At 48.7% G+C, this 21,767-nt stretch carries 16 protein-coding genes and 2 tRNA genes; 3 read left to right on the top strand and 15 right to left on the bottom strand.

Features of this window, described 5'->3' with window-relative positions; translation table 11 throughout:
- Positions 1-21: 21 nt before the first annotated feature.
- Both NX720_RS14970 and NX720_RS14965 read right to left on the bottom strand, forming a co-directional pair.
- Positions 22-1,656, bottom strand: coding sequence for an IS1634 family transposase (locus tag NX720_RS14970; protein WP_262595607.1), 1,635 nt, complete (start codon positions 1,654-1,656; stop codon positions 22-24).
- Positions 1,657-2,023: 367 nt separating this feature from the next.
- On the bottom strand, positions 2,024-2,221 hold the full coding sequence (locus NX720_RS14965) for a hypothetical protein (RefSeq protein WP_262595606.1): 198 nt from the start codon (positions 2,219-2,221) through the stop codon (positions 2,024-2,026).
- A gap of 103 nt (positions 2,222-2,324) precedes the next feature.
- Between NX720_RS14965 and NX720_RS14960 the strand changes: the two genes are divergently transcribed.
- On the top strand, positions 2,325-6,203 hold the full coding sequence (locus tag NX720_RS14960) for a hypothetical protein (protein WP_262595605.1): 3,879 nt from the start codon (positions 2,325-2,327) through the stop codon (positions 6,201-6,203).
- Between the two features lie 65 nt (positions 6,204-6,268).
- On the opposite strand, the gene truB is transcribed toward NX720_RS14960, so the two are convergent.
- The 9 genes from truB to tpiA all read right to left on the bottom strand — a co-directional run bounded on the left by truB (position 6,269) and on the right by tpiA (position 14,462).
- Positions 6,269-7,216: a tRNA pseudouridine(55) synthase TruB gene (truB, locus tag NX720_RS14955; RefSeq protein WP_262595604.1), complete on the bottom strand. Its 948-nt coding sequence runs from the start codon at positions 7,214-7,216 to the stop codon at positions 6,269-6,271.
- Between the two features lie 6 nt (positions 7,217-7,222).
- Positions 7,223-7,675 carry a 30S ribosome-binding factor RbfA gene (rbfA, locus tag NX720_RS14950; RefSeq protein ID WP_262595602.1) on the bottom strand — a complete coding sequence of 151 codons (453 nt, stop codon included), beginning with the start codon at positions 7,673-7,675 and terminating at the stop codon, positions 7,223-7,225.
- Positions 7,676-7,803: 128 nt separating this feature from the next.
- Positions 7,804-10,455 (bottom strand): translation initiation factor IF-2, encoded by a 2,652-nt coding sequence (infB, locus tag NX720_RS14945; RefSeq protein ID WP_262595600.1) that lies wholly within the window; start codon positions 10,453-10,455, stop codon positions 7,804-7,806.
- A gap of 26 nt (positions 10,456-10,481) precedes the next feature.
- The gene (gene nusA, locus NX720_RS14940; RefSeq protein WP_262595599.1) at positions 10,482-11,975 is read right to left on the bottom strand and encodes a transcription termination factor NusA; all 1,494 of its coding nucleotides are present in this window, start codon (positions 11,973-11,975) and stop codon (positions 10,482-10,484) included.
- A gap of 207 nt (positions 11,976-12,182) precedes the next feature.
- Positions 12,183-12,653, bottom strand: a complete 471-nt coding sequence (rimP, locus tag NX720_RS14935) for a ribosome maturation factor RimP (protein WP_262595598.1) — start codon at positions 12,651-12,653, stop codon at positions 12,183-12,185.
- A gap of 292 nt (positions 12,654-12,945) precedes the next feature.
- Positions 12,946-13,022, bottom strand: a tRNA-Met gene (locus NX720_RS14930).
- A 102-nt stretch (positions 13,023-13,124) separates the two neighbouring features.
- Positions 13,125-13,210, bottom strand: a tRNA-Leu gene (locus NX720_RS14925).
- A gap of 74 nt (positions 13,211-13,284) precedes the next feature.
- Positions 13,285-13,713: a preprotein translocase subunit SecG gene (secG, locus tag NX720_RS14920; protein WP_262595597.1), complete on the bottom strand. Its 429-nt coding sequence runs from the start codon at positions 13,711-13,713 to the stop codon at positions 13,285-13,287.
- 2 nt (positions 13,714-13,715) lie between these two features.
- Positions 13,716-14,462, bottom strand: a complete 747-nt coding sequence (tpiA, locus tag NX720_RS14915; RefSeq protein WP_262595596.1) for a triose-phosphate isomerase — start codon at positions 14,460-14,462, stop codon at positions 13,716-13,718.
- Between the two features lie 361 nt (positions 14,463-14,823).
- On the opposite strand from tpiA, the gene NX720_RS14910 reads away from it, so the two are divergent.
- Positions 14,824-15,885 (top strand): hypothetical protein, encoded by a 1,062-nt coding sequence (locus NX720_RS14910; protein WP_262595595.1) that lies wholly within the window; start codon positions 14,824-14,826, stop codon positions 15,883-15,885.
- Positions 15,886-15,961: 76 nt separating this feature from the next.
- Here NX720_RS14910 and glmM read toward each other — a convergent pair whose 3' ends face one another.
- The 4 genes from glmM to rlmE all read right to left on the bottom strand — a co-directional run bounded on the left by glmM (position 15,962) and on the right by rlmE (position 21,141).
- Positions 15,962-17,299, bottom strand: a complete 1,338-nt coding sequence (gene glmM / locus NX720_RS14905; RefSeq protein ID WP_262595594.1) for a phosphoglucosamine mutase — start codon at positions 17,297-17,299, stop codon at positions 15,962-15,964.
- A gap of 65 nt (positions 17,300-17,364) precedes the next feature.
- Positions 17,365-18,213 carry a dihydropteroate synthase gene (gene folP, locus NX720_RS14900; protein ID WP_262601587.1) on the bottom strand — a complete coding sequence of 283 codons (849 nt, stop codon included), beginning with the start codon at positions 18,211-18,213 and terminating at the stop codon, positions 17,365-17,367.
- A 104-nt stretch (positions 18,214-18,317) separates the two neighbouring features.
- The gene (gene ftsH, locus NX720_RS14895) at positions 18,318-20,291 is read right to left on the bottom strand and encodes an ATP-dependent zinc metalloprotease FtsH (RefSeq protein WP_262595593.1); all 1,974 of its coding nucleotides are present in this window, start codon (positions 20,289-20,291) and stop codon (positions 18,318-18,320) included.
- Positions 20,292-20,487: 196 nt separating this feature from the next.
- Positions 20,488-21,141, bottom strand: coding sequence for a 23S rRNA (uridine(2552)-2'-O)-methyltransferase RlmE (gene rlmE / locus NX720_RS14890; protein ID WP_262595592.1), 654 nt, complete (start codon positions 21,139-21,141; stop codon positions 20,488-20,490).
- Positions 21,142-21,450: 309 nt separating this feature from the next.
- On the opposite strand from rlmE, the gene yhbY reads away from it, so the two are divergent.
- Complete coding sequence (gene yhbY, locus NX720_RS14885) at positions 21,451-21,756, top strand: ribosome assembly RNA-binding protein YhbY (RefSeq protein WP_404830997.1); 306 nt, start codon at positions 21,451-21,453, stop codon at positions 21,754-21,756.
- Positions 21,757-21,767: the final 11 nt, after the last annotated feature.

The raw sequence follows: 21,767 nt of genomic DNA, 5'->3' as shown, positions 1-21,767 counted from the left end.
AACCGACATTCACCACCCCAATCAGGAATAAATTGATTGGTACGTTTGACCCAGTATAAAAATGATCGTCGACTGACTTTCCGAGATGCCGACTACATGCTTCTCCGTCCCATTGATCGTCCACACATGAATACCCTCGAAGCAGCAGAAAATCCACCTGCCCGTGGGGTTCTTCGCCGGTTTCTTTTTCATGTCCGGGAACGTTCGACTCTGTCTTTTCAGCTCATAACGAATTCGATGTTGGATAGCAGCATAGACCATCAGGCAGAGAGTCATCACCATTAGCAGCGCTTCAATACGTTCCGGCTTCTTGAGATAAAGTGATGACACTAGGAAATCCGGGCTTTTCAGGAAACGAAAGCCTCTTTCAACCTGCTGTTGGGATTTATACGTCTTTAGCAGTTCAGTCGTATCCAGCCGGTCTGTATCCATGTCGTTGGTGCCCAGTATAAAGCAACCCAGTGACGCCTCAGCATCCCGGCGTCTCTCCACAGCTACTGAGCAGCAACCTGTCACGAAATATTCATAGTGGTCAGGAGGCATCCCGTCAGCAGGGCGACCTTTGGTATTGTAACAAGGCTTGCTAATGACCTTAGGTTCAGCCTGACAAAGTTTGGAATTCTTTTGCCATTGCCTGAAGGCTTCCATGGCGTCGGCTTCACACCGGAACGACTTTTTGCCCAGCTTTACCAGAGCCTCGGATTCTGTCAGGGATTTTTTCTGCATACGCCGGGTCAGTGTCTTCTGTTCCGCTTTCTGGCTCTGCTTGTTTCGAAACAGAACCCAGCGTTGTACGACACCGGCATACTCAGACAATGTCTCCACCGCTTCGTAATGGTCAAATCCATCCACCACATTCATGGAGCGCGATGGTGCGCTACGTACCAGTTTTTTAGCATCACCGATATTGAGAGGGACTCGGGAAACAAACAACTGCTCCTGATGGCTGAGTTCCTGAAGGGTTCCTGCCACGTACATTGCGGCATCACCGACGAAATAACGGGCATTCAGAGCCGCTTTAAAGCTCTTTATGTGCTGGCTCACCACTTGTTTGAAACTGGTTTTATCCGTCACATTGCCACTGGCTGCTTTCATAAACAGTGGAATGCCTGCACGATTCTCGGTTAGCAGAAGTAATATGGCCTGATTCAAGTCCGGGCGATGGTCTCGACTGTAGCCCTTGCAAAGCCGGATACAATTAAGGTCTTCATCGCTCACTTCGTCATCACAATTATAACGACCATCGACGTGAAACCCTGTACCATCGAGGTTCAGTGCGTCGCACGGTAATTTGAGGTGCTTCGCCACCTTGATAGCCAGCTCGAAATGGACTTTACTAACATCCAGATCAAAAAGTACGTCCAGCGCCCTTCCCAGTACTTTGTCGTTTATGTGTTCGGGTTCAATCCCGCCCCTGATTAGTTTGTCGAGGGGTTTATTGGCGAAGAACTGAGGGAACATATGGAGAGACTGTCCTGTGAAGCCAAGACCGTTGATTATCATAGCTATCACGGCTTCACCGTGGGAAATGTTCCATTCGTCAGATAGCTTGGGGGCTCGTTTATCGATGTGCTCGACAATTCCCAGCTCTTTGCACATTCCAGCCACCAGACCGAGGTGATCCATGACCTGAGAGCGATATTGAACAGGAGGCATAAGGGGAGCAGCATTCAATAACTTACCGGGCTTTTGGCTGTTGGCTTTTGGCTTTTGGCTATTAGCTGCTCATACAGCCAACCGCCAAAAGCCAACAGCGGTATATTATGTTCTGCTGCTTCCCTAAGGGGGGCTTCCCAATATTGGCTTATCTGTTAAATAGCAGATCTCAGGAAAATGTCAGGTCAGGTGGTGAATGTCGGGTATAAACAACATTTAATAATAGACAGGCTTGCGGCAGTTAGTGGAAATTTCTCTTGCGGGAAAGAAGTTTTCGTTTGCTGCAAACAGACAGGGTCTCGAAAGCGTCCAGCCCTCTGGATTCGTACGACACGGATTATGTATTAGTGAAGTCGAGGCAGTTGAGTCAGGCTTGCATGGCTCTCAATAAGACAGAAGTATCCAGCGCCTGATGACCACCACCATCACGCACTGCTTCCAGCGTGCGCATCCGGTCTTCACGGTAAGGGCCTGCCGCTACCCGGTGCAACTCAGTAACATGCGCCAGACAACCCAGGGCCGCACCGATATCCTCTGCCAGAGTCCGGAAGTTTTGAGAGAACAAAAATAATGACTTAATAGGAGGGAATGCTAGACTGCCTGCAGCAAAAAAGCCCGCTTTCTGTAAAAAATTAAATCAATCTACTGGATTTAGGAAAAATAAAAGCATGCTTTTCAAAGTTACTTTATATAAATACAAAATATATATTTATATTTTGCTCCTGTCTCTGATTTCGGTGAATGTCTTTGCATTTCAACTGAGCCAGAAACAAATCTCTGTAATCAAGCGGTTTGATTATGAGGACTATCAAAAAATTGAAAGTAAAATCAAGCTCGAAAGTAAAATCAAGCTCATTAGTAAAAATGAGTTAGACTCTTACATAAGCTTACTTATGGAGAATCGAAACACTAACCAAAGAAATAGATATTTCAGAGAAAAAAGTAAAAAAGTCGGTCATTTGCTGGATATAACGGTAAGCCCTGACAGCAATAAAAAGCAAATGCCTTACGGGGTTCTGAGAGCCTTCAATTTAGTTCAGGCCATTATTTATTTTCATATACGCAACCGTACTGAGGATGATTTTATCACTATACCTACAGAAAACGAAGGCTCCGATTATGAATGGCTGATTAAAATAATTAGTAACTATGCGAATGACAAAATAACAACTGAGGGCGTAGCCAAATTATGGAGTAGAAATCCCAAGTCTGTGATTTCGGTCAACCAAAAGTCCGAAGATGGAAAAGTAACAACCCAGTCACCAATGCGAAACCCTGCCTCTAAAGCCAGAGAAGTCTATCTTGCGGTCAACAACCTCAAGAACTTTCTTGAGCAAAAATATCCAGATAACTTCGAAATAAGTGTCAACGATGATAATATGTTACAGGTTTCATTAGATTTTGTGGCTCCCACTGGTTGGTGGCAAGGCGCATTTTTCAGGGTTATTTTTAACTTTGACAATATTGGTGATGAGGGACCAGAAGTAGACGTCCAACAAGCTCCTCCTGTTTCGCACCGCTTCGGTAACAAATTGTGTCTTATGCAAATCTATAAGCATTCAGAAAGAAATGCAGACTCAGAATCATATTTTAATACTCATAACTGGTGGTTTAAGAATTGTAACGGTCGGGTACGTTACGGTTCAAATAATTACTCTATCGAACAGCAAATCATTCAGGTTATTAACTTTATGACTGGAGATTTTGATATTAAAGATGAAGGTTCCCTGGCATACTTATACATAACAACACCAAGATCTGAATTCTATGTATCAGCTGCTGAAGAAATCTCACAGATTATATATAACAACAACCTCAATGCGTCACAATTAGAGACAAGCCTTACAGTAGAAACAGATTTTAATAAAATAAAAGAAGCCGTCAACACCAGAATCACATCTAACGGAGACCCGAATTTTGATTATTTAGTTTATGATAAAGCAGACAATAAAAAAGAACACTCAAAAACAGATATATTTCTTCCAGTTGAAATGTACAAAGAAGCAGAGATCGTTGAATTTAATACAGATGAAATTGGATATTATTATAACATTGTCTTTAAAGCTAAAAAAGAAACCAGCTTTTACATACCAGAAGGAATTGAGCCCAAAATATATTACAAAGGGGAACTGATTAATAAGGAGAAAGTCAGCGAAAAAGTTTATGACGCAGAACAAAGTAACAGGAAAGAAAATTCCAAAAGAACTGATAATAAAAACTCAAAACTGACCATGATTGTTAAAGTGCCAAATTATGAGGAGCGTGCATTTAAGAGGGCTACGGAAGAAGGCAGTCAATACTACAAACCTGAAAATCCAAACATCTTATGCTCAGATGACCATGACTGCACACAAAAAGAGATTGAATGGGAAATACATATAGTCCCAGGTGGTAAAAAGCGTGCCAAAAATAACAATATGGTAAATCAACACCACTTGATGATACCCAGGGAAAGCATTGTGCTAAAAGAACGATACAGGGGGAAATTCCAGTATGGTAGCCAGGCAAATGTATGGCTACCAACGATAAAGGAAGATATGTCTGAGGAAGAAAAAGAATTTGCTGTAACAGCTATGTATGATTTATCTAAAAGAAAGCTGGCTCTTCCCAATGAAAAAAAATATATCATGGCAAATAAAGGAAATCATATTATTACAAAATCCCTACTGATGCCTAATAAGGACATAAAGACATGGCAGCCAACTCAAGCCTTCCTGGAAATACTGTTACAAAGAGTACAGATGTCGATTTTTATAGCAAAAAAAGACTATTCAATTACAGAAAGTAATAATCTTTTTTTTGAGCATGCACTGAAGGGTGAGCTTAACAAGAATACTATCGAAGACCTGGCATTTTTCCTTGGTCAACTCACCCCAAGCCTTAAGTACTTATCCGATATGGATTACAAAGACATAGCTCTAGTTAATCAGAGGATCATGACAAATTACCTGATTGAGATTTGTGTTCGTACTTTGTTGTATAACGAATTCAAAAGTGGCTCTAAATTAATAAATACAATAACTAAAACACCTGAAAGCTTTAAGCTTAGTGACATAATCGATATCAATAAGACAGGTCTTCAGGTTGCATTTAACACATTGGCACTAATTGATTTTCTTACTCAGAAAATAGTATTTATGGAAAACTCAGATAGTTTTAAAGTAAGTGAATCAGAAGTTGAAACACTGCAAATCAGTATTAAAGGTTTATACAGAAATATGGAATCAAGCAAAGATTTCCTTCCTTCACTTCTGGATAATTTACTTCCGACGGCAAAATACAGTCCTACAGGAATAGACTTTAATGACGATCATTTCAAAAACAAATTCAGACTGGCTGTTCTGGAAAAATATCAGCAGCGCTCCAGAAAAAAAGAGGTTAAGAGCTCTCTGAAAAAATACTTTAAAGAAACTATTGGATCCAGCTCAACGGATAATGATCCTATTTTTGATACAAAAGAAACAGAAGCACTGATAAATACCTTCAGAAAAAATACTCCTGAGCTCTTTATCAATGAAAAAACAGTCACCGGACACTATAAACAGACATGTTATCATTGCGGTAAAGTTTATGAAACTACTGACCCAATCTCTGGCAGCCGTAGAAACAAACAAAAACACCATAAAGAAAACAAGCCAAGGCTAATCAAACCTCTTCATAATAAAGAATGCAAAGAGAAAGATAAGTGTATCAGGACTGGTGCAAAAAAACTGTATGACCAAATGGAAAGTCAATACCCTCAAAAGCAAATCAATGGGCCGGTAACTCATTATAACCCTGTTCCTGAAGGTTATGAATTGATAAGGGTAAATGGAGATGGAAATTGTATGTACTCTTCAATTGCAGAGATTTACAACAGGCACCAACCCTCTGAAGAAATGATTGAATGGAACCAGCAAAAGGTTCGGGATACCATTGAAGATAATCTTCGCTCTATTAATGACATCATTCAAAACCACCCTATCAGCAGCAGACTGCTCCGGGAACTCGCACTTTTGACCGGTTTAAATGCTGAAACCATCCCGGCCATTATAGAAAACCGTGTAATCACCCAGTCAGCAGCTGTAGGGAATTCAGAGCTGGGGGTTTTACAGCAGTTTGGTGATACCCAGTTAATCCCATTACTGGCGCCAACACAAAGCGTCCGGTTTTCAGTAATCACTCAAGGTCGTTCAGGTCTGAACACAGAGGTCTATGATCTGAATCACTGGGTTACTTTAGCACCCAACCTTCTGGCAGCCTTATTAGCAAACCCGCACTTCTCCTTTCCTGACTTATCTGACACTGACCGTATTGAAATTGCAGAATTACTACAATTTGATGTCAACAGGGCAAGAGACCGGATAACCATCATTACATCTGCCAGGCAAGCCGTTGGCCACCTTATTCATTACCCAAATGCAATCAGTCGCCTGGAGCACTTTGATGCAGCAGTAAGAATTGACACAAGCCAAGATACGAAGGTAGACCCGCAACAAGTCCACAACTTCTTAGCGTTTCTGCTCAATCTGGCTGCTCTGAAACTCCACCCAGGCAAATCTAATTAGTTTGGCTGCCCCCCCCTTTGCAATATCAGCTGCAAAGAGGGGGGGGGTTAATCTGCAGTTCAAACTCAGGACTTGTTACTGATCAACCTCTTAGGCGCTACACGTCCGTCGTCGTCAATCTCTCCCACACCCAAAAAGCGGAAGCTTTCTTCACCAGACTCAGAAATTTCCTGCCCGTAAAGACGAACACCGCCGCTTGTCGGTGCCTGAGGCACCTGCACCGGCTGCCCCTGGGTGATATAGAAACTACTGGTCTGTCCCAGGCGAACCTGAGGCCAGTCACTGACAGAAGTATCCAGCGGCAACAACAGCTCATCCAGCGCCTGATGACCACCACCATCACGCACTGCTTGCAGAGCTTCCAGCGTGTGCATCCGGTCTTCACGGTAAGGGCCTGCCGCTACCCGGTGCAACTCAATAACATGCGCCAGACAACCCAGGGCCGCACCGATATCCTCTGCCAGAGTCCGAATATAAGTACCCTTGCTGCAATCCACTTCCAGGGTAATGCTGTCGCCGTTAAAGGCCATCATTTCCAGACGGCGAATGGTGATTCGACGACTTGGACGATCCACCACAATACCCTGACGAGCCAGCTTATACAGAGGCTCACCGTTATGCTTCAGGGCTGAGTACATGCTCGGCACCTGGTCAATATCGCCACGGAACTGTTCCAGAATGCCTTCAACGTCTGCTTGCGTGACATTCACCGGACGCTCTTCAACAATCTCACCTTCCAGGTCACCGGTTTCGGTGCGGGCACCCAGTTTTACAACCGTGCGGTAAGACTTGTCAGAGTCCAGCAGAAACTGGGAAAACTTGGTCGCTTCCCCCAGACAGATAGGCAATACACCGGTTGCCAGAGGGTCAAGGCTACCGGTATGACCGGCCTTGGCGGCTCCATAAAGACGCTTAACACGCTGCAAAACGTCGTTTGAGCTTGCGCCTTTTTCCTTATTTACGACAACAATGCCGTCGACCGGACGGCCACGGCTACGTCTGCGTCTGGACATCGATACTTACTCCCCAGAGTCCACAGAGTTCCCTGACTCCCCAGAATCTACGGATTCTCCGGAATCAGACTTATCCCGACCCAACGGGCCTTCATAATCACTATCCTGAGAACGAGCCTTTTCAATCAGATCGCTCAGGAAGGCACCGCGGCGCATACTGGCGTCATAACGGAAACGCAGTTGCGGGGTAAAACGCAGTTTGATGGCACGCGCCAACTGACTGCGCAGAAACCCGGAAGCACGCTTCAGCACTTCCAGAGACTCGTCAATCTGTTTCTGGTCATCCACGCCCAGAAAAGAGACAAACACATCAGCAAATGCCAGATCACGAGTCACATCGACAGCGCTGACCGTCACCATACCCAGTCGCGGGTCTTTCATTTCCTGTTGAATCAGCTGCGCCAGTTCACGTTGAATCTGGTCAGCGACCCGCCGGGTTCGACTGTATTCTTTTGCCATACATCATTCCGTATGAAATCGGTCAGTAAACTTTCGTCGTCTATAGAGAAAGCCCTGATATGACAAAGCCCGCGGTCGAAACCACGGGCTTTTTAATTACGCCAGACCAGCCAGCTTCCACGCTGTTATTACAGTGTGCGCTGAACTTCGATGGTCTTGTAAACCTCGATCTTGTCGCCAGGCTTAACGTCGTTGTAGGACTTAACCGCGATACCACATTCCATGCCTTCGCGAACTTCCTGAACGTCGTCCTTGAAGCGACGCAGAGATTCCAGCTCGCCTTCAAAGATAACCACGTTATCACGCAGTACACGGATACGGTCGTTACGGTACACAGTACCTTCAATCACCATACAGCCAGCCACGGCACCGAATTTCGGAGAGCGGAAGACGTCGCGTACCTCAGCGGTACCAACAATCTGCTCACGAGTATCGGAGCCCAGCATACCGCCCAGCGCTTTCTTAACATCTTCGATGATGTCGTAGATAACGCTGTAGTAACGCAGGTCCAGTTCTTCCGCTTCAATCACCTTACGGGCAGAAGCGTCGGCACGAACGTTGAAGCCGACCATAACGGCGTTGGAAGCCAGCGCCAGGTTAGCGTCGGTTTCGGTAATACCGCCCACACCGCCAGAAATAACCTTAACCTGGACTTCCTCGTTACCCTGCTCTTCCAGAGAAGAGGTCAGGGCCTCCAGAGAACCACGAACGTCGGCTTTCAGTACGATGTTCAGAGTCTTCTTCTCTTCAGAGCCCATGCTGTTGAAGATGTTCTCCAGCTTGGAAGCCTGCTGACGAGCCAGACGCACTTCACGGAACTTGCCTTGACGGAACAGGGCGATTTCACGCGCCTTACGCTCATCCTTAACCACCAGCATCTCGTCACCGGCTTCAGGCGTACCGTCAAGACCCAGAATCTCAACAGGAATAGAAGGACCAGCCACCTTGATTGGCTTGCCGTTCTCATCCAGCATCGCACGTACACGACCGTACTGCTGACCCACCAGGATGTTGTCACCCTGATTCAGCTCACCGCCCTGAACCAGAACCGTTGCAACCGGACCACGACCTTTATCCAGACGGGATTCAACCACAACGCCCTTCGCAGGACCTTCATCAGGAGCGGTCAGTTCCAGAACCTCAGCCTGCAGAACAACCGCTTCCAGCAGTTCGTCAATGCCCTGACCAGTCAGTGCAGAAACGTGCATGAACTGAGTGTCACCACCCCACTCTTCAGGAATTACTTCCATAGCGGACAGTTCGTTCTTCACGCGATCCGGATCAGCACCTTCCTTATCCATCTTGTTCACAGCCACCACCAGAGGTACGCCAGCGGCTTTCGCGTGCTGAACGGCTTCCTCTGTCTGAGGCATTACGCCGTCGTCTGCTGCGACCACCAGGATAACGATGTCAGTCGCCTTGGCACCACGCGCTCGCATCTGGGTAAACGCCGCGTGTCCCGGAGTATCCAGGAAGGACACCATGCCGCGCGGAGTGTCTACGTGGTACGCACCAATGTGCTGGGTAATACCACCGGCTTCGCCAGCCTGTACACGACTCTTACGGATGTAGTCCAGCAGAGAGGTTTTACCATGGTCAACATGACCCATTACGGTAACAACCGGAGCACGAGACTTCTCTTCAAAGCTGGCCTGACCATCGATCTGATCTTCAACCAGAGTATCCTCGATGTCGTCCGCCTTGGTCAGCTTGTAGGAGTGACCCATTTCTTCCACAACGATGGAAGCGGTATCCTGGTCAATCACCTGGTTGATGGTCACCATAGAGCCCATCTTGAACATGGCCTTGATAACGTCAGCCGCCTTGACTGCCATCTTCTGGGCCAGCTCTGCAACCGTGATTGTCTCAGGAATAGACACTTCACGTACGACAGGAGCCGTTGGCTTGGTAAAGCCGTGCGCTGCCATGGACTCTGGCGCCACAGTGCGATGCTGACGACGACCACCACGGCGATCATCACGACCACCGCGACTGCGACCGCGACGATCACCATCACGACGATCATCACGTTCATTATCGCGACGATCTTTGCCTTTCCGGTTACGACCACGCTTGTTGTCATCGCTCGGTGGCGGTGGTGGCGCAGCAGCCGGATCGAAGCGCGGTGCAGATGGACCACGTGGGCCACCACGGCTGTCGCCTTCACGACGTGGGCCACGGCTGTCGCCTTCACGACGCGGGCCACGGCTGTCGCCTTCACGACGCGGGCCACGGCTGTCGCCTTCACGACGCGGGCCACGGTTGTCGCCTTCACGACGCGGGCCACGGCTGTCGCCTTCACGACGCGGGCCACGGTTGTCACCGTCACGGCGCTGACCACGGTTGTCACCATCACGGCGCTGACCACGACCTTCACCATCGCGACCACCGTCACGACGCTGACCGCGACCTTCACCATCGCGACCACCGTCACGACGCTGGCCACGACCTTCGTCTTTCTTCTCTTCTTCTTCGCGCTTAACGTAAGTACGCTTTTTACGAACTTCTACGTTAACCACTTTGTTTTTGCCTGCGGAACCGCCAGCCACTTTCATCTGGCTGACAGTCTTGCGCTTCAGGGTAATCTTGGTCGGTTCTGCACCGCCAGTGTGATCACCATGAGTCGCCTTCAGGTGCGCCAGCAGCTGCTGTTTTTCAGCGTCGGAAACAGACTGGGAAGACTGGGTGTGCTTCAGCCCCGCATCCTTCATCTGTTTCAACAGCCTGTCAACAGGCGCGCCGACCACCTTTGCGAGTTGTTCTACGGTTACATCTGCCATTAACACTTCTCCTCTCAGTGGCCCGCTCAGTTGCCAGCTTCCTCAAACCAGGGTGCACGTGCCGTCATAATCAGGTCACCGGCCCGTTTCTCGTCCATGCCTTCAATATCAAGCAGGTCGTCGATGGATTGTTCCGCCAGGTCTTCCATTGTCACAACACCCCGGCTGGCCAGTTCAAAAGCCAGATCCTTTTCCATGCCGTCCATGTTAAGCAGATCTTCAGCCGGCTGAACGCCGTCGAGTTTCTCTTCCCGGGCTATGGCCTGAGTCAGCAGTTTATCCTTGGCACGTTTACGCACTTCTTCCACGATGTCTTCATCGAGACCTTCGATGGCTGTCATCTCTTCCAGAGGTACGTAAGCCAGCTCTTCCATGGTGGTAAAGCCTTCTGTCACCAGGAGTTCCGCTAACTCTTCATCAATGTCGAGCAGGTCAATAAAATTCTGTTTGATCCGACCCGCTTCCTGTTCCTGTTTGGCAGCAGCGTCGGCTTCAGTCATTACATTCAGGTTCCAGCCAGTCAGCTCACTGGCCAGACGAACATTCTGACCACCGCGACCAATCGCCTGGGCCAGATTGTCTTCGCTGACAGCGATATCCATGGTTCTGGATTCTTCGTCAACGATAATGGATGCCACCTCAGCAGGTTGCATCGCGTTGATAACATATTGCACCGGGTTGTCATCAAAGAGCACGATATCAATGCGCTCATTACCCAGTTCACCGGATACGGCCTGTACACGCGCACCACGCATACCGACACAGGCACCCACCGGATCAATGCGACCGTCGTTCGTCTTAACGGCGATCTTGGCGCGGGAGCCCGGATCGCGTGCAGCGCCTTTGATTTCAATCACTTCTTCAGCGATTTCTGGCACTTCAATGCGGAACAGTTCGATCAGCATCTGCGGCACGCTGCGAGACATCATCAACTGAGGCCCACGACCTTCAGTAGAAATTTCATGCAACAGGGCGCGTACGTGAACACCGACACGGAAGTTTTCACGGGGCAGAGTCTGATCCTTGCGCAGAACCGCTTCGGCGTTGCTACCCAGATCAATAATGATGCTGTCACGGGTTGTTTTTTTAACCGTACCGTTGATCAGCTCACCCAGACGATCGCGGTAAGCATCAACCATCTGAGCACGCTCGGCTTCACGTACTTTTTGTACAATTACCTGTTTGGCGGTCTGGGCCGCAATCCGGCCAAACCCTACGGATTCAACCTGCTCTTCCCAGACACCACCAATCTCCAGGGATTCGTCCTTCTCTTTACCCTCATCCAGGGTAAAGTGCATTCCCGGAAACTCGAAGTCTTCGTCAGCTACGATTGTCCAGCGGCGGAATGTGTCGTATTCCCCGGTTTTACGATCAATCGCGACACGGATATCGACTTCAGTTTCGTAACGCTTTTTAGTCGCGGTTGCCAATGCGATCTCCATCGCCTCGAAGATCACTTCGGGGGAGACTCCTTTCTCATTGGAAACGGACTCTACGACCAACAGAATTTCTTTACTCATGCTCTGCCTCGCCTATGCTGTACCAGTCCATGCCTATGCCAACACTTCCCTGGCCGCACACCGGAACGGATGACTGACCAGAATATCGGTCAGGCCATTATCTTTGTTCCGATCTGAACCAAACGCAGCTTCAGTCTTTTGTTCTTCCTCTTATCTATAGAAAGCTATAGAAATCTATAGAAGCCAGAAACAAAAGGACGAAACTACTCAGTCGAACCTTGGTATCACCTGAGCCTTATCAATGCTCTCGATGGGGAACAGTAGTTCATGATCATCAACGATCACTACCACATCCTGATCCTCAACACCCTTTACAATGCCCCGGTATTTGCGACGCCCCTCAAAAGGAACGCGCAGACGGATGTTCACCTCGGCACCTGCCCAAAGCTGATACTGCTCCAGCGTAAACAGTGGGCGGTCAACCCCCGGTGAAGATACTTCCAGGGTATATTCCTCTGTAATCGGGTCTTCTACATCGAGAACCCCACTAACCTGGCGACTGACCTTCGTGCAGTCCTCCAGGCTGATACCACCTTCCCTGCCGGGAAGGGTATCAATAAAAATTCTTAAAACGGAGTTACGCCCCTGGGATTTAAACTCTATACCCCAGAGCTGGTAATCGAGCGACTCTACCACCGGCCCGATCAACGCCTCCAATTGCGACTGCTTACCTGCCACGATGGAAACACCTGCTTGTAAAAACAAAAAAAGGGCTATAAAGCCCTGTATCAATTAAGCACTCTTCTCCGAAAACCTGTCCGGGAAAGATGCCCTGGCCTCCAGTTTTCCGACTGGACGCAATTAAGGCTGTTTGAAAATAGTTTCGCAGCTGCCACAACAATCGCAGTATTAACAATTTCACCCGACGTACTGGATAATTGTTAAAAGCTGCAGGCACAGCGGTCTATTTTCAAACAGCCTCTCAGCTACGTACCTAACAAAAAACCCCACAAAGGGGGTTTTAATAAGTTGGTAGCGGGGGCCAGATTCGAACTGACGACCTTCGGGTTATGAGCCCGACGAGCTACCAGGCTGCTCCACCCCGCACCAAAATCTCTTTCAGTATACTGTTTGATTAGGAAGCTAACAACCCAATACAGAAACCTTCTCTTTTACTTCTTTCTGCCTGTTCAGCAGAGCCTTCATAACTGGTGCCGAAGGCGGGACTTGAACCCGCACGAGCATAGCTCACCACCCCCTCAAGATGGCGTGTCTACCAATTCCACCACTTCGGCATTTCCACTTCCTGTTAAAGCAAAGACTTTAAACTATGGACTTTAAACAAGTCCATAAATTTCAAAAACTCTGTTTACTGCACAGGAGGCAGATCATTCGTTTGATCCTGACCCATCTCGTCAGTCTCGACGGGGGTAGAGTCTAACACAGGAGCATCGCTTTCAACACCCCCTGCAGTGCTTTCAATGGCAACGGGCGCATCAGAAGTCTGAGGAGCCTGTTGCTGCTGAACAGCAGCCGCCGGAACACCCGCATCACTGATGGTGTTCGCCTTCTGCCTGGCAACAATGGCCAGAGAGAAGCTGGTCACAAAAAATATCGTTGCCAGAATTGCAGTCGTACGGCTCAGAAAGCTTGCACTACCACTACTGCCAAAAACAGTTTGTGACGCACCGGCACCAAAACTGGCACCGGTCTCTGCACCCTTGCCCTGCTGGAGAAGGATCAGACCGATCACACCAGCAGCGGCAAGAACATGAAAAATAAGAATTATGGTTTCCATCGCTATCCCGCAGCGTGACAGATCGCCTTGAATTCATCAGCAACCAGTGACGCACCACCTACAAGACCACCATCCACATCAGGAAGCGCGATCAGCTCGGCAGCATTGGCAGCCTTCATGCTACCACCGTACAGGATTCGAGTTTTCGCAGCCATATCGGCATTATGTTCTGCCAACAGTTTGCGAATCTCAGCATGTACTTCCTGCGCCTGTTCAGGAGTTGCAGTCAAACCAGTACCGATTGCCCATACAGGCTCATAAGCGATCACAAAGTTTGCCAGACGCTCCGGACCTGCAGCCCGCAGCACAACCTCAATTTGTGAAGCAACCACACTCATAGTGTCGCCTGCTTCACGCTCTTCCAGAGTCTCGCCTACACACAGGATAGGAACGATACCCTGATCAACCAGAGCGTTGAACTTCGCAGCTACGATCTCGTCAGTCTCACCAAACAGGGTGCGACGCTCGGAGTGACCGATAATCACATATTCAATCCCGAGATCCTTAACCATCAGAGGCGAAGTTTCACCGGTGAACGCACCGGAAGACTGCTCAGAAACATTCTGCAGACCAGTCTTGACGGTGGAGCCAGCCAGTTGATCACGAACCTGCTGAGCATAGACAGCCGGAGGGCATACCAGAACTTCTGCTTTAGTTTCCAAACCAGAAACCAGTTCCTCAAGCAATTTACGGTTACTTTCAGAAGAGCCATTCATCTTCCAGTTACCGGCTACGAGTGGCTGACGCATAGTGCATTACCTCAACGTTCGCGAGGTCGGGATACTAACCTACGCGATGAATTTATACAACCTGAAAACGGCAGAATAACATTCTGCCAGATATTTTCCTTGACCCCCGGCAGCCCATTCGACAGTCCATTCTCATTCTGATGAATAACAAACTTTCCGATTTGGACCCTTTGACCAGAATGACCACAATAAAAAAATCATTTTTTCTACAAAAGCCGCTTTCCTGCTCTATTCTGTTCTCTTCAAAGTCATGTAGAAGAATAGAAAAAGAATAGAAAATAGAAGAAGAATAAACGGGCTTTTGTTTTTTTAAGAACTATCTGTCAGCAACCCCAACCATACACAACATGATAAAAAACTTATGTACAGAAAATTGAAAGCGCTACCCTTTACTCTTTTAATCCTCACGCTTAGCATAATTCACCAGTGTCCAGCCACAGAAATCACTCTGACTGTCAAAAATGATGACGACAGTGAACAACTGGCAGAACTAACGTCTAGCGGTGAGTCTTTTTCTTTCTACCCTTTTCAGTATCGTGGACTTTACGACTCGCTGAGTGATCTCAAACCTAAACTCAGCGAGACAAAAAAACCACCTACCCTGTTCTGGGAATATGAGGACTCTCTTACCCGCTATACATTTATGGATCAAGGTATGAACAACCGGCTGGTAAAATGGATAAGGAACGGCTGGAAAGAATGCATCGAGAGCCGCATCAACCCACATCAAGCCAGCAAAAGCAACTCCTTCTCATGTATGGAATTTGCTTTTTATGTTTCCGGCAATGTTAAACATTTTTCACCCCATGGTACCGCTGATTTGCAACTGGAAGATGTGGGAGAGGAGGATCTTGATAAACACGCAGATGTTGGTGATATCTTTATAATCAAGGTTTACAACATGGACATGGAAACAACCTCGTCATTTGCAGGCCATACGCTGATCTACGCCGGAAACGATTACTTTATTTCAGCCGAAATAGATGGAAGCATTTATTTCCAAAGCCTTGAGCAGGTAAAGCGGCTCTGGGCCGAACCCGGCGAAGGTGTTTACGATGTAAAACTTAAGCTGTTCAAAGTAAAAAAATCTTCAATCGTCAAAGACGAAACAGGTGCAAACTGGTTATCAGGCAGCACGCCGGAACCTGTAAAGAAAGGTGTCAAAGAACCTCCTGCGGCCATGAGCAAAGCGGAGAAAGAGCAAAAAAAAGCACAGGAGGAAATCAAAAGAATAAACAAGCATATGCAACACTACTTCAAAAATCTCGATCAGAGGCAACGAAGGGAGGAACAGCCAAGCTATATCAACTATGTTTCAGACCACAACTACACCGAGCTTTGGCAAAATCAGCAGTTTGATACATTATTCAAAAAAAGATCACCCCAAATTCCACCTTTCATGTTTCACCTAAAGCCAGAATAAGCTTAAAAGCTACTGCCAGCTTACCTTCAGTATCAAAGCCGCCAGGGCAAGCAAACCGCTTGCCCTGTATAAAACGTTAAACCATAGCCGATTCAACGACTTTTGCCAGCTTCTCAGCCTGACGATGCACCTGGGCCGCGTCTTCACCTTCAACCATTACCCGAATCACAGGCTCAGTACCGGATGGCCGCAGCAACACCCGCCCCCTGTCCGCCAATTCAGCCTCTGACTGCTTAACCGCCTCAACGATGGCCGGGACCTGGTCTGTATCGGCCTTAACCCTGACCCGCACATTAATCATGGTTTGTGGGTATTTACTCATCTCAGAACGCAACTCTGAGAGCGTTTTACCGGAACGAACTACCGCCTTCAACACCTGCAGGGCTGACACAATACCATCCCCCGTCGTCGAAACGTCGTGACAGATAATATGCCCGGAAGATTCACCACCCATCTCCCAGCCTTTTTCCAACATCATTTCATTGACGTAACGGTCGCCCACTTTGGCACGGTCAAATTCAATACCCGCTTTCTGCAAAGCCTTCTCCATGCCGAGATTGGTCATCAACGTGCCAACCACCCCGCCTTTCAGCTCTCCATGCGCCTGACGGTCACGGGCAATAATGTAGAGCAGCTCATCACCATCAACAATATCACCCTTGTCGTCTACCATAATCACGCGGTCACCATCGCCGTCAAAGGCGATACCCATATCAACATCCAACTCCTGCACCACCTGAGACAAGCCATCCGGCTTAGTGGAGCCAGCGTTTTTATTGATATTAACACCGTCTGGCGAAACCCCCATGGCATGCACTTCAGCACCCAGCTCCCGAAAAACAGAAGGCCCTACCTGATAGGTCGCGCCGTGTCCGGCGTCAATCACAAGTTTCAGACCTCTCAGGTCCAGCTGATGGGACGTACTGGCCTTGCAGTACTCAATATAGCGACCAGCCGCATCGTCCAGCCGGGTCACTTTGCCAAGCCTTTCAGAAGGCACAACGTCTATCTCACCTTCCAACAGGGCTTCAATCTTCTCCTCTATCTCATCGGACAGCTTTGCCCCCTTCCCGGAGAAAAACTTAATACCATTGTCGTAAAATGGATTATGAGAGGCACTGATGACGATACCCGCCTGACCGTTAAAGGTTCTGGTGAGATAGGCAATCGCGGGGGTCGGCATTGGGCCGGTCAGACACACGTCAATACCCGCCGCAGACAAACCCGCCTCCAGGGCAGACTCAAACATGTAACCGGAAATCCGGGTATCCTTACCAATAAGTACCTGACCTTCACCTTCCGCTGCCAGCACTTTACCGGCAGCCCAGCCCAGCTTCAGGACAAACTCAGGATTAATGGGAAATTCGCCAACACGACCACGAATTCCATCCGTTCCAAAAAACTTGCGATCCATTTGTAATACCTTACGTAGCGAGATTGGGTCATCAACACGAAAGCAGCCAACGACCTCTGAAAACTTTACTCTGCCTGCTGAACCGCTTCGAGCATGGTCACAACATCCCTGGTCTCGGCAACATCGTGTACCCGGATGATGCGCGCCCCTGCCTGAGCAGCCATCAGTGCCACCGCCAGACTGCCAGGCAACAACCCGGCAGCCGGTTTATCGAGCTGTACCTGCATAAATGACTTACGGGAAAGACCTGCCAGCACGGGAAAACCAGACTCCACTAACCTGTCCAGATGCTTCAGCAAACTGAGATTCTGCTTCGGGGTTTTGCCAAACATGCCACCGCCAAAGCCCGGATCAAGAATAATTCGATCCCTGGAAATACCCGCTATCTCACAGTCTGACACCCGGTTCAACAAGTACTGACAGACCTCACTGGCTACATCATCGTAACAGGGGACAAATCCCGGCTCAGGCTGATCAACCAGCGAGTGCATTAACACGATCGGCAAGCCGGTTTGCGCCGCAGCCTGCAAAGCGCCTTCCCGATGCAGCGCACGCACGTCGTTTATAATGCCCGCACCCGCTTTAGCCGCTTCAGTCATCACCAGTGCAGAACTGGTGTCTACTGAAATCACCTTATCAAAGCGGGCATTTAAAGCCTCTACAACCGGCAGTACACGCTCCAGCTCCATTTCACCGGTCACCAACTTTCCGTCAGCGCCGGGCCGGGTAGACTCACCACCGACATCAAATACATCAACACCGTCGTTTATCATGGTGTCAGCAATGCGCAGGATGGTATCCATATCCTGATAACGACTGCCTGAATAGAAAGAGTCCGGGGTAATATTAAGAATACCCATGATCCGGGTACGACTGAAATCAAGAGTTCGGCCAGCACAATCCAGCCTGGTCATAGCTACCACTGAAACGCTACCTTCGAAGAAATAAAACGGTTGTCATAAAACGATAGTTAAAAAAACGGGCAGGAAAACCTGCCCGTTAGCGTAGACCGAATTAATCAGGCCTGTCCGTTTGCCGGACCACCGATAGATTCATCTTTTTCACTCTGGTCCGTATCATCAGCTTCCGGGGCTTTAGCCTCAGACGATTCTTCAGACACTGCAACCTTTTCGCCACCTTCACCGCCAGAGCCTTTATCATTGGACTCTTTTGGTGGACGCGGCGTTTTACCTTCCATGATGTCATTGATCTGATCGACGTCGATGGTTTCATACTGAATCAGGGCTTCCGCCATCATGTCCAGCTTGTCGCGATTTTCTTCCAGAATCGTCCCCGCACAGGTATAACACTCATCAACAATACGGCGAACTTCCTGATCAATCAGCTTGGCCGTTTCACCTGAAACATTAGAACCACCGCCACTGCCGTAGCTCTTGCCAAGGAAGACTTCACCTTCGTCTTCGTCATACATCAATGGCCCCAGCTTTTCAGACAAGCCCCATTTGGTCACCATGCTGCGGGCTATCTGGGTAGCTCGTTGAATATCGTTTGAAGCGCCGGTTGTTACACCATCAGCGCCCAGGGTCATTTCCTCAGCGATACGGCCACCAAACAGAGAACAAATCTGACTCATAAGAGCCTGCTTGCTCTGACTGTAACGATCTTCCTCAGGCAGGAACATGGTGACACCCAACGCACGACCACGAGGAATAATAGATACTTTGTAGACCGGATCATGGTCAGGCACCAGGCGACCAACAATAGCATGACCCGCCTCATGGTAAGCCGTATTGCTCTTTTCCTTGTCGCTCATCACCATGGACTTACGCTCGGCACCCATCATGATTTTGTCTTTTGCAAGGTCAAACTCATGCTGACCTACCATGCGCTTGTCAGCGCGGGCAGAGAACAGCGCCGCTTCATTGACCAGGTTGGACAAATCCGCACCGGAGAAGCCGGGCGTACCACGGGCAATCACCGCTGCATCCACATCATCAGCCACAGGCACTTTGCGCATGTGCACTTTCAGAATCTGTTCACGACCGCGAATATCGGGCAGACCGACTACGACCTGACGGTCAAAACGACCAGGACGAAGCAGAGCTGGATCCAGCACGTCAGGACGGTTGGTGGCGGCAATTACAATAATACCGTCGTTTGCCTCGAAACCATCCATTTCTACCAGCAACTGGTTCAGAGTCTGCTCACGCTCATCGTGACCACCCCCCATACCGGCACCACGATGACGACCTACCGCATCAATCTCGTCGATGAAGATAATGCAGGGAGCCTGCTTCTTGGCCTGCTCGAACATATCGCGAACACGGGACGCGCCCACACCCACAAACATTTCGACAAAGTCAGAACCAGAGATGGTAAAGAACGGAACTTTTGCTTCACCGGCAATGGCTTTTGCCAGCAGCGTTTTACCCGTACCCGGAGGACCCACCATGAGGACACCACGGGGAATACGACCGCCCAGACGCTGGAACTTGCCAGGGTCTTTCAGGAAGTCCACCAACTCCTGCACGTCTTCTTTGGCCTCTTCCACACCCGCCACATCAGCAAAGGTGGTTTTGATCTGGTCTTCCGACAGCAGGCGCGCCTTACTCTTGCCGAAGCTCATGGGGCCGCCTTTGCCGCCTCCGCCGCCCTGCATCTGGCGCATAAAGAACATAAAGACGGCCAGAATCACCAGAATCGGGAAGCTGGCGACCAGCAACTGAGTCCAGATGCTCTGCTTTTCAATCGGCTTGGATTCAATCTGTACGTTACCCCGCAACAGTTCGTCCATCAACTGAGTATCAGGCACTGCCGGCGGCAGGTTGGTCTCAAAGCGCTCACTGCTATTAAGAACGCCATTAATGGTATAACCGTCGATCAGTACCTTACTGACCTGCCGGTTTTCAACCATGCTGACAAAGTCAGAGTAACTGACCTTCTGCGTGGTCGTTTGCATACCATCGAAGTTTTTGAACACGGTCAACAGCACCAATGCGATGATGACCCAGAGAATTAAATTTTTCGCCATATCATTCAAAGGGCTACCCTCTCTTGAGCGTACTGAAGGCTGGGATAGTCGGTCGGTTTGGGCATGTGTACCGGCTCTGCTCTCTTTATTTGGTTAATCTGCACCTGTAACAATACACGATTGAGCTTTCAGGCGACAGTCATCAACAATCTATATAGCCAATAGAAAAAAGTAATTACACGTCCTTACAGAACGCTTAACCTTTAAAACCTTTTGCCAGCAGATAAACTTCTCTGGAGCGAGCCCTGGACGCATCAGGCTTACGGGTAATCACTTTGGTGAAAGAAGAACGCATATCCTTCAGATACTCTTCAAAGCCTTCCCCCTGAAACACCTTGGCAAGGAAGACACCGTTCTTACGTAACACCTGCCTGGCCAGATCAAGCGCCAGTTCCACCAAATACATCGCCTTAGGCTGATCTATAGACTGCGCTCCACTCATATTGGGGGCCATATCGGAAATTACAAGGTCTACTTCATCAGAACCGATGGCCGCCAGAATCTCTTCCAGTACGCTGTCTTCGGTGAAATCACCCTGAACAAAGGCAGCACCGGCAATCGGGTCCATTGGCAGAATATCAGAAGCAACTATACGTCCGGAGTCGCCAATAATTTCAGCGGCCACCTGAGTCCAGCCACCAGGGGCGGCCCCCAGATCGACAACACTCATACCAGGACGAAACAGCTTATCTTTCTCGTGAATCTCCAGGAGCTTATAACTGGCACGAGAGCGCCAGCCATCCTCCTGGGAACGCTTTACATACTGATCATCAAAGTGTTCCTGCAGCCAACGCTTACTGCTCTTGGAACGAGAGCAGCGTGAGGAGCTGGTACTTTTGGATCGGGTCATGATTTACCTTACGATTTACCTTAAACAGGGACAATACGGAACAAATGCAGGGTTTCCTGAGTCAAACCGTACACTTGCTCAAATAACGAACTCGCTAAGCGAACAGCGAGAATGTAGAATAATGGACTTTTCACTCTGGCAATATAGGTCTCTACACGAGGCATGCCTGCGATTTTCAGGTAGCTCTTTTTAAGAGCCCGCTTTAAATGCCGCCTATAGCGCTGGAAAAACCCCTCCATTAAGAGCCTGATTGCTATGGCTGTATTGCAATCCGGCCATTGTATTGTTCAGCTTCAGGATTGTGCAATCATGAGTCTATCCACTGATAGAAAAAAACATTTCCGCTCCCTGGGTCACAAGCTCAAGCCTGTCGTCATGGTCGCTGGTAAAGGCATGACCGATGGCGTTGTTGAAGAGACACTGCGAGCCCTAAGCGATCACGAACTGATCAAGGTAAAGTTTGCCGTGGGCGACCGTGAAGCTAAAAAGACAATGATCGATGCACTGGTTAAGCAAACTAAGTGCGAACTGGTACAAACCATTGGCAACATCGCCCTGATCTACAAGGAAAACAAGGACGCCAAGCCAGGCCTGTCTAACGTAAAGAGTTTTTAAAGCGGTTTTGC

The organism is Endozoicomonas euniceicola (assembly GCF_025562755.1).
Lineage (GTDB): Bacteria > Pseudomonadota > Gammaproteobacteria > Pseudomonadales > Endozoicomonadaceae > Endozoicomonas_A > Endozoicomonas_A euniceicola.
The sequence above is the reverse complement of the archived record's forward strand: the minus strand, read 5'-3'. Positions and strand labels throughout refer to the sequence as shown.

Bases quoted from the DNA above. Each gene is read 5' to 3' on its own strand.
- NX720_RS14970 (WP_262595607.1), bottom strand. From the start codon at position 1,656: ATGCCTCCTGTTCAATATCGCTCTCAGGTCATGGATCACCTCGGTCTG.
- NX720_RS14960 (WP_262595605.1), top strand. From the start codon at position 2,325: ATGCTTTTCAAAGTTACTTTATATAAATACAAAATATATATTTATATT.
- truB (WP_262595604.1), bottom strand. From the start codon at position 7,216: ATGTCCAGACGCAGACGTAGCCGTGGCCGTCCGGTCGACGGCATTGTT.
- rbfA (WP_262595602.1), bottom strand. From the start codon at position 7,675: ATGGCAAAAGAATACAGTCGAACCCGGCGGGTCGCTGACCAGATTCAA.
- infB (WP_262595600.1), bottom strand. From the start codon at position 10,455: ATGGCAGATGTAACCGTAGAACAACTCGCAAAGGTGGTCGGCGCGCCT.
- nusA (WP_262595599.1), bottom strand. From the start codon at position 11,975: ATGAGTAAAGAAATTCTGTTGGTCGTAGAGTCCGTTTCCAATGAGAAA.
- secG (WP_262595597.1), bottom strand. From the start codon at position 13,713: ATGGAAACCATAATTCTTATTTTTCATGTTCTTGCCGCTGCTGGTGTG.
- tpiA (WP_262595596.1), bottom strand. From the start codon at position 14,462: ATGCGTCAGCCACTCGTAGCCGGTAACTGGAAGATGAATGGCTCTTCT.
- NX720_RS14910 (WP_262595595.1), top strand. From the start codon at position 14,824: ATGTACAGAAAATTGAAAGCGCTACCCTTTACTCTTTTAATCCTCACG.
- glmM (WP_262595594.1), bottom strand. From the start codon at position 17,299: ATGGATCGCAAGTTTTTTGGAACGGATGGAATTCGTGGTCGTGTTGGC.
- folP (WP_262601587.1), bottom strand. From the start codon at position 18,213: ATGACCAGGCTGGATTGTGCTGGCCGAACTCTTGATTTCAGTCGTACC.
- ftsH (WP_262595593.1), bottom strand. From the start codon at position 20,291: ATGGCGAAAAATTTAATTCTCTGGGTCATCATCGCATTGGTGCTGTTG.
- rlmE (WP_262595592.1), bottom strand. From the start codon at position 21,141: ATGACCCGATCCAAAAGTACCAGCTCCTCACGCTGCTCTCGTTCCAAG.
- yhbY (WP_404830997.1), top strand. From the start codon at position 21,451: ATGAGTCTATCCACTGATAGAAAAAAACATTTCCGCTCCCTGGGTCAC.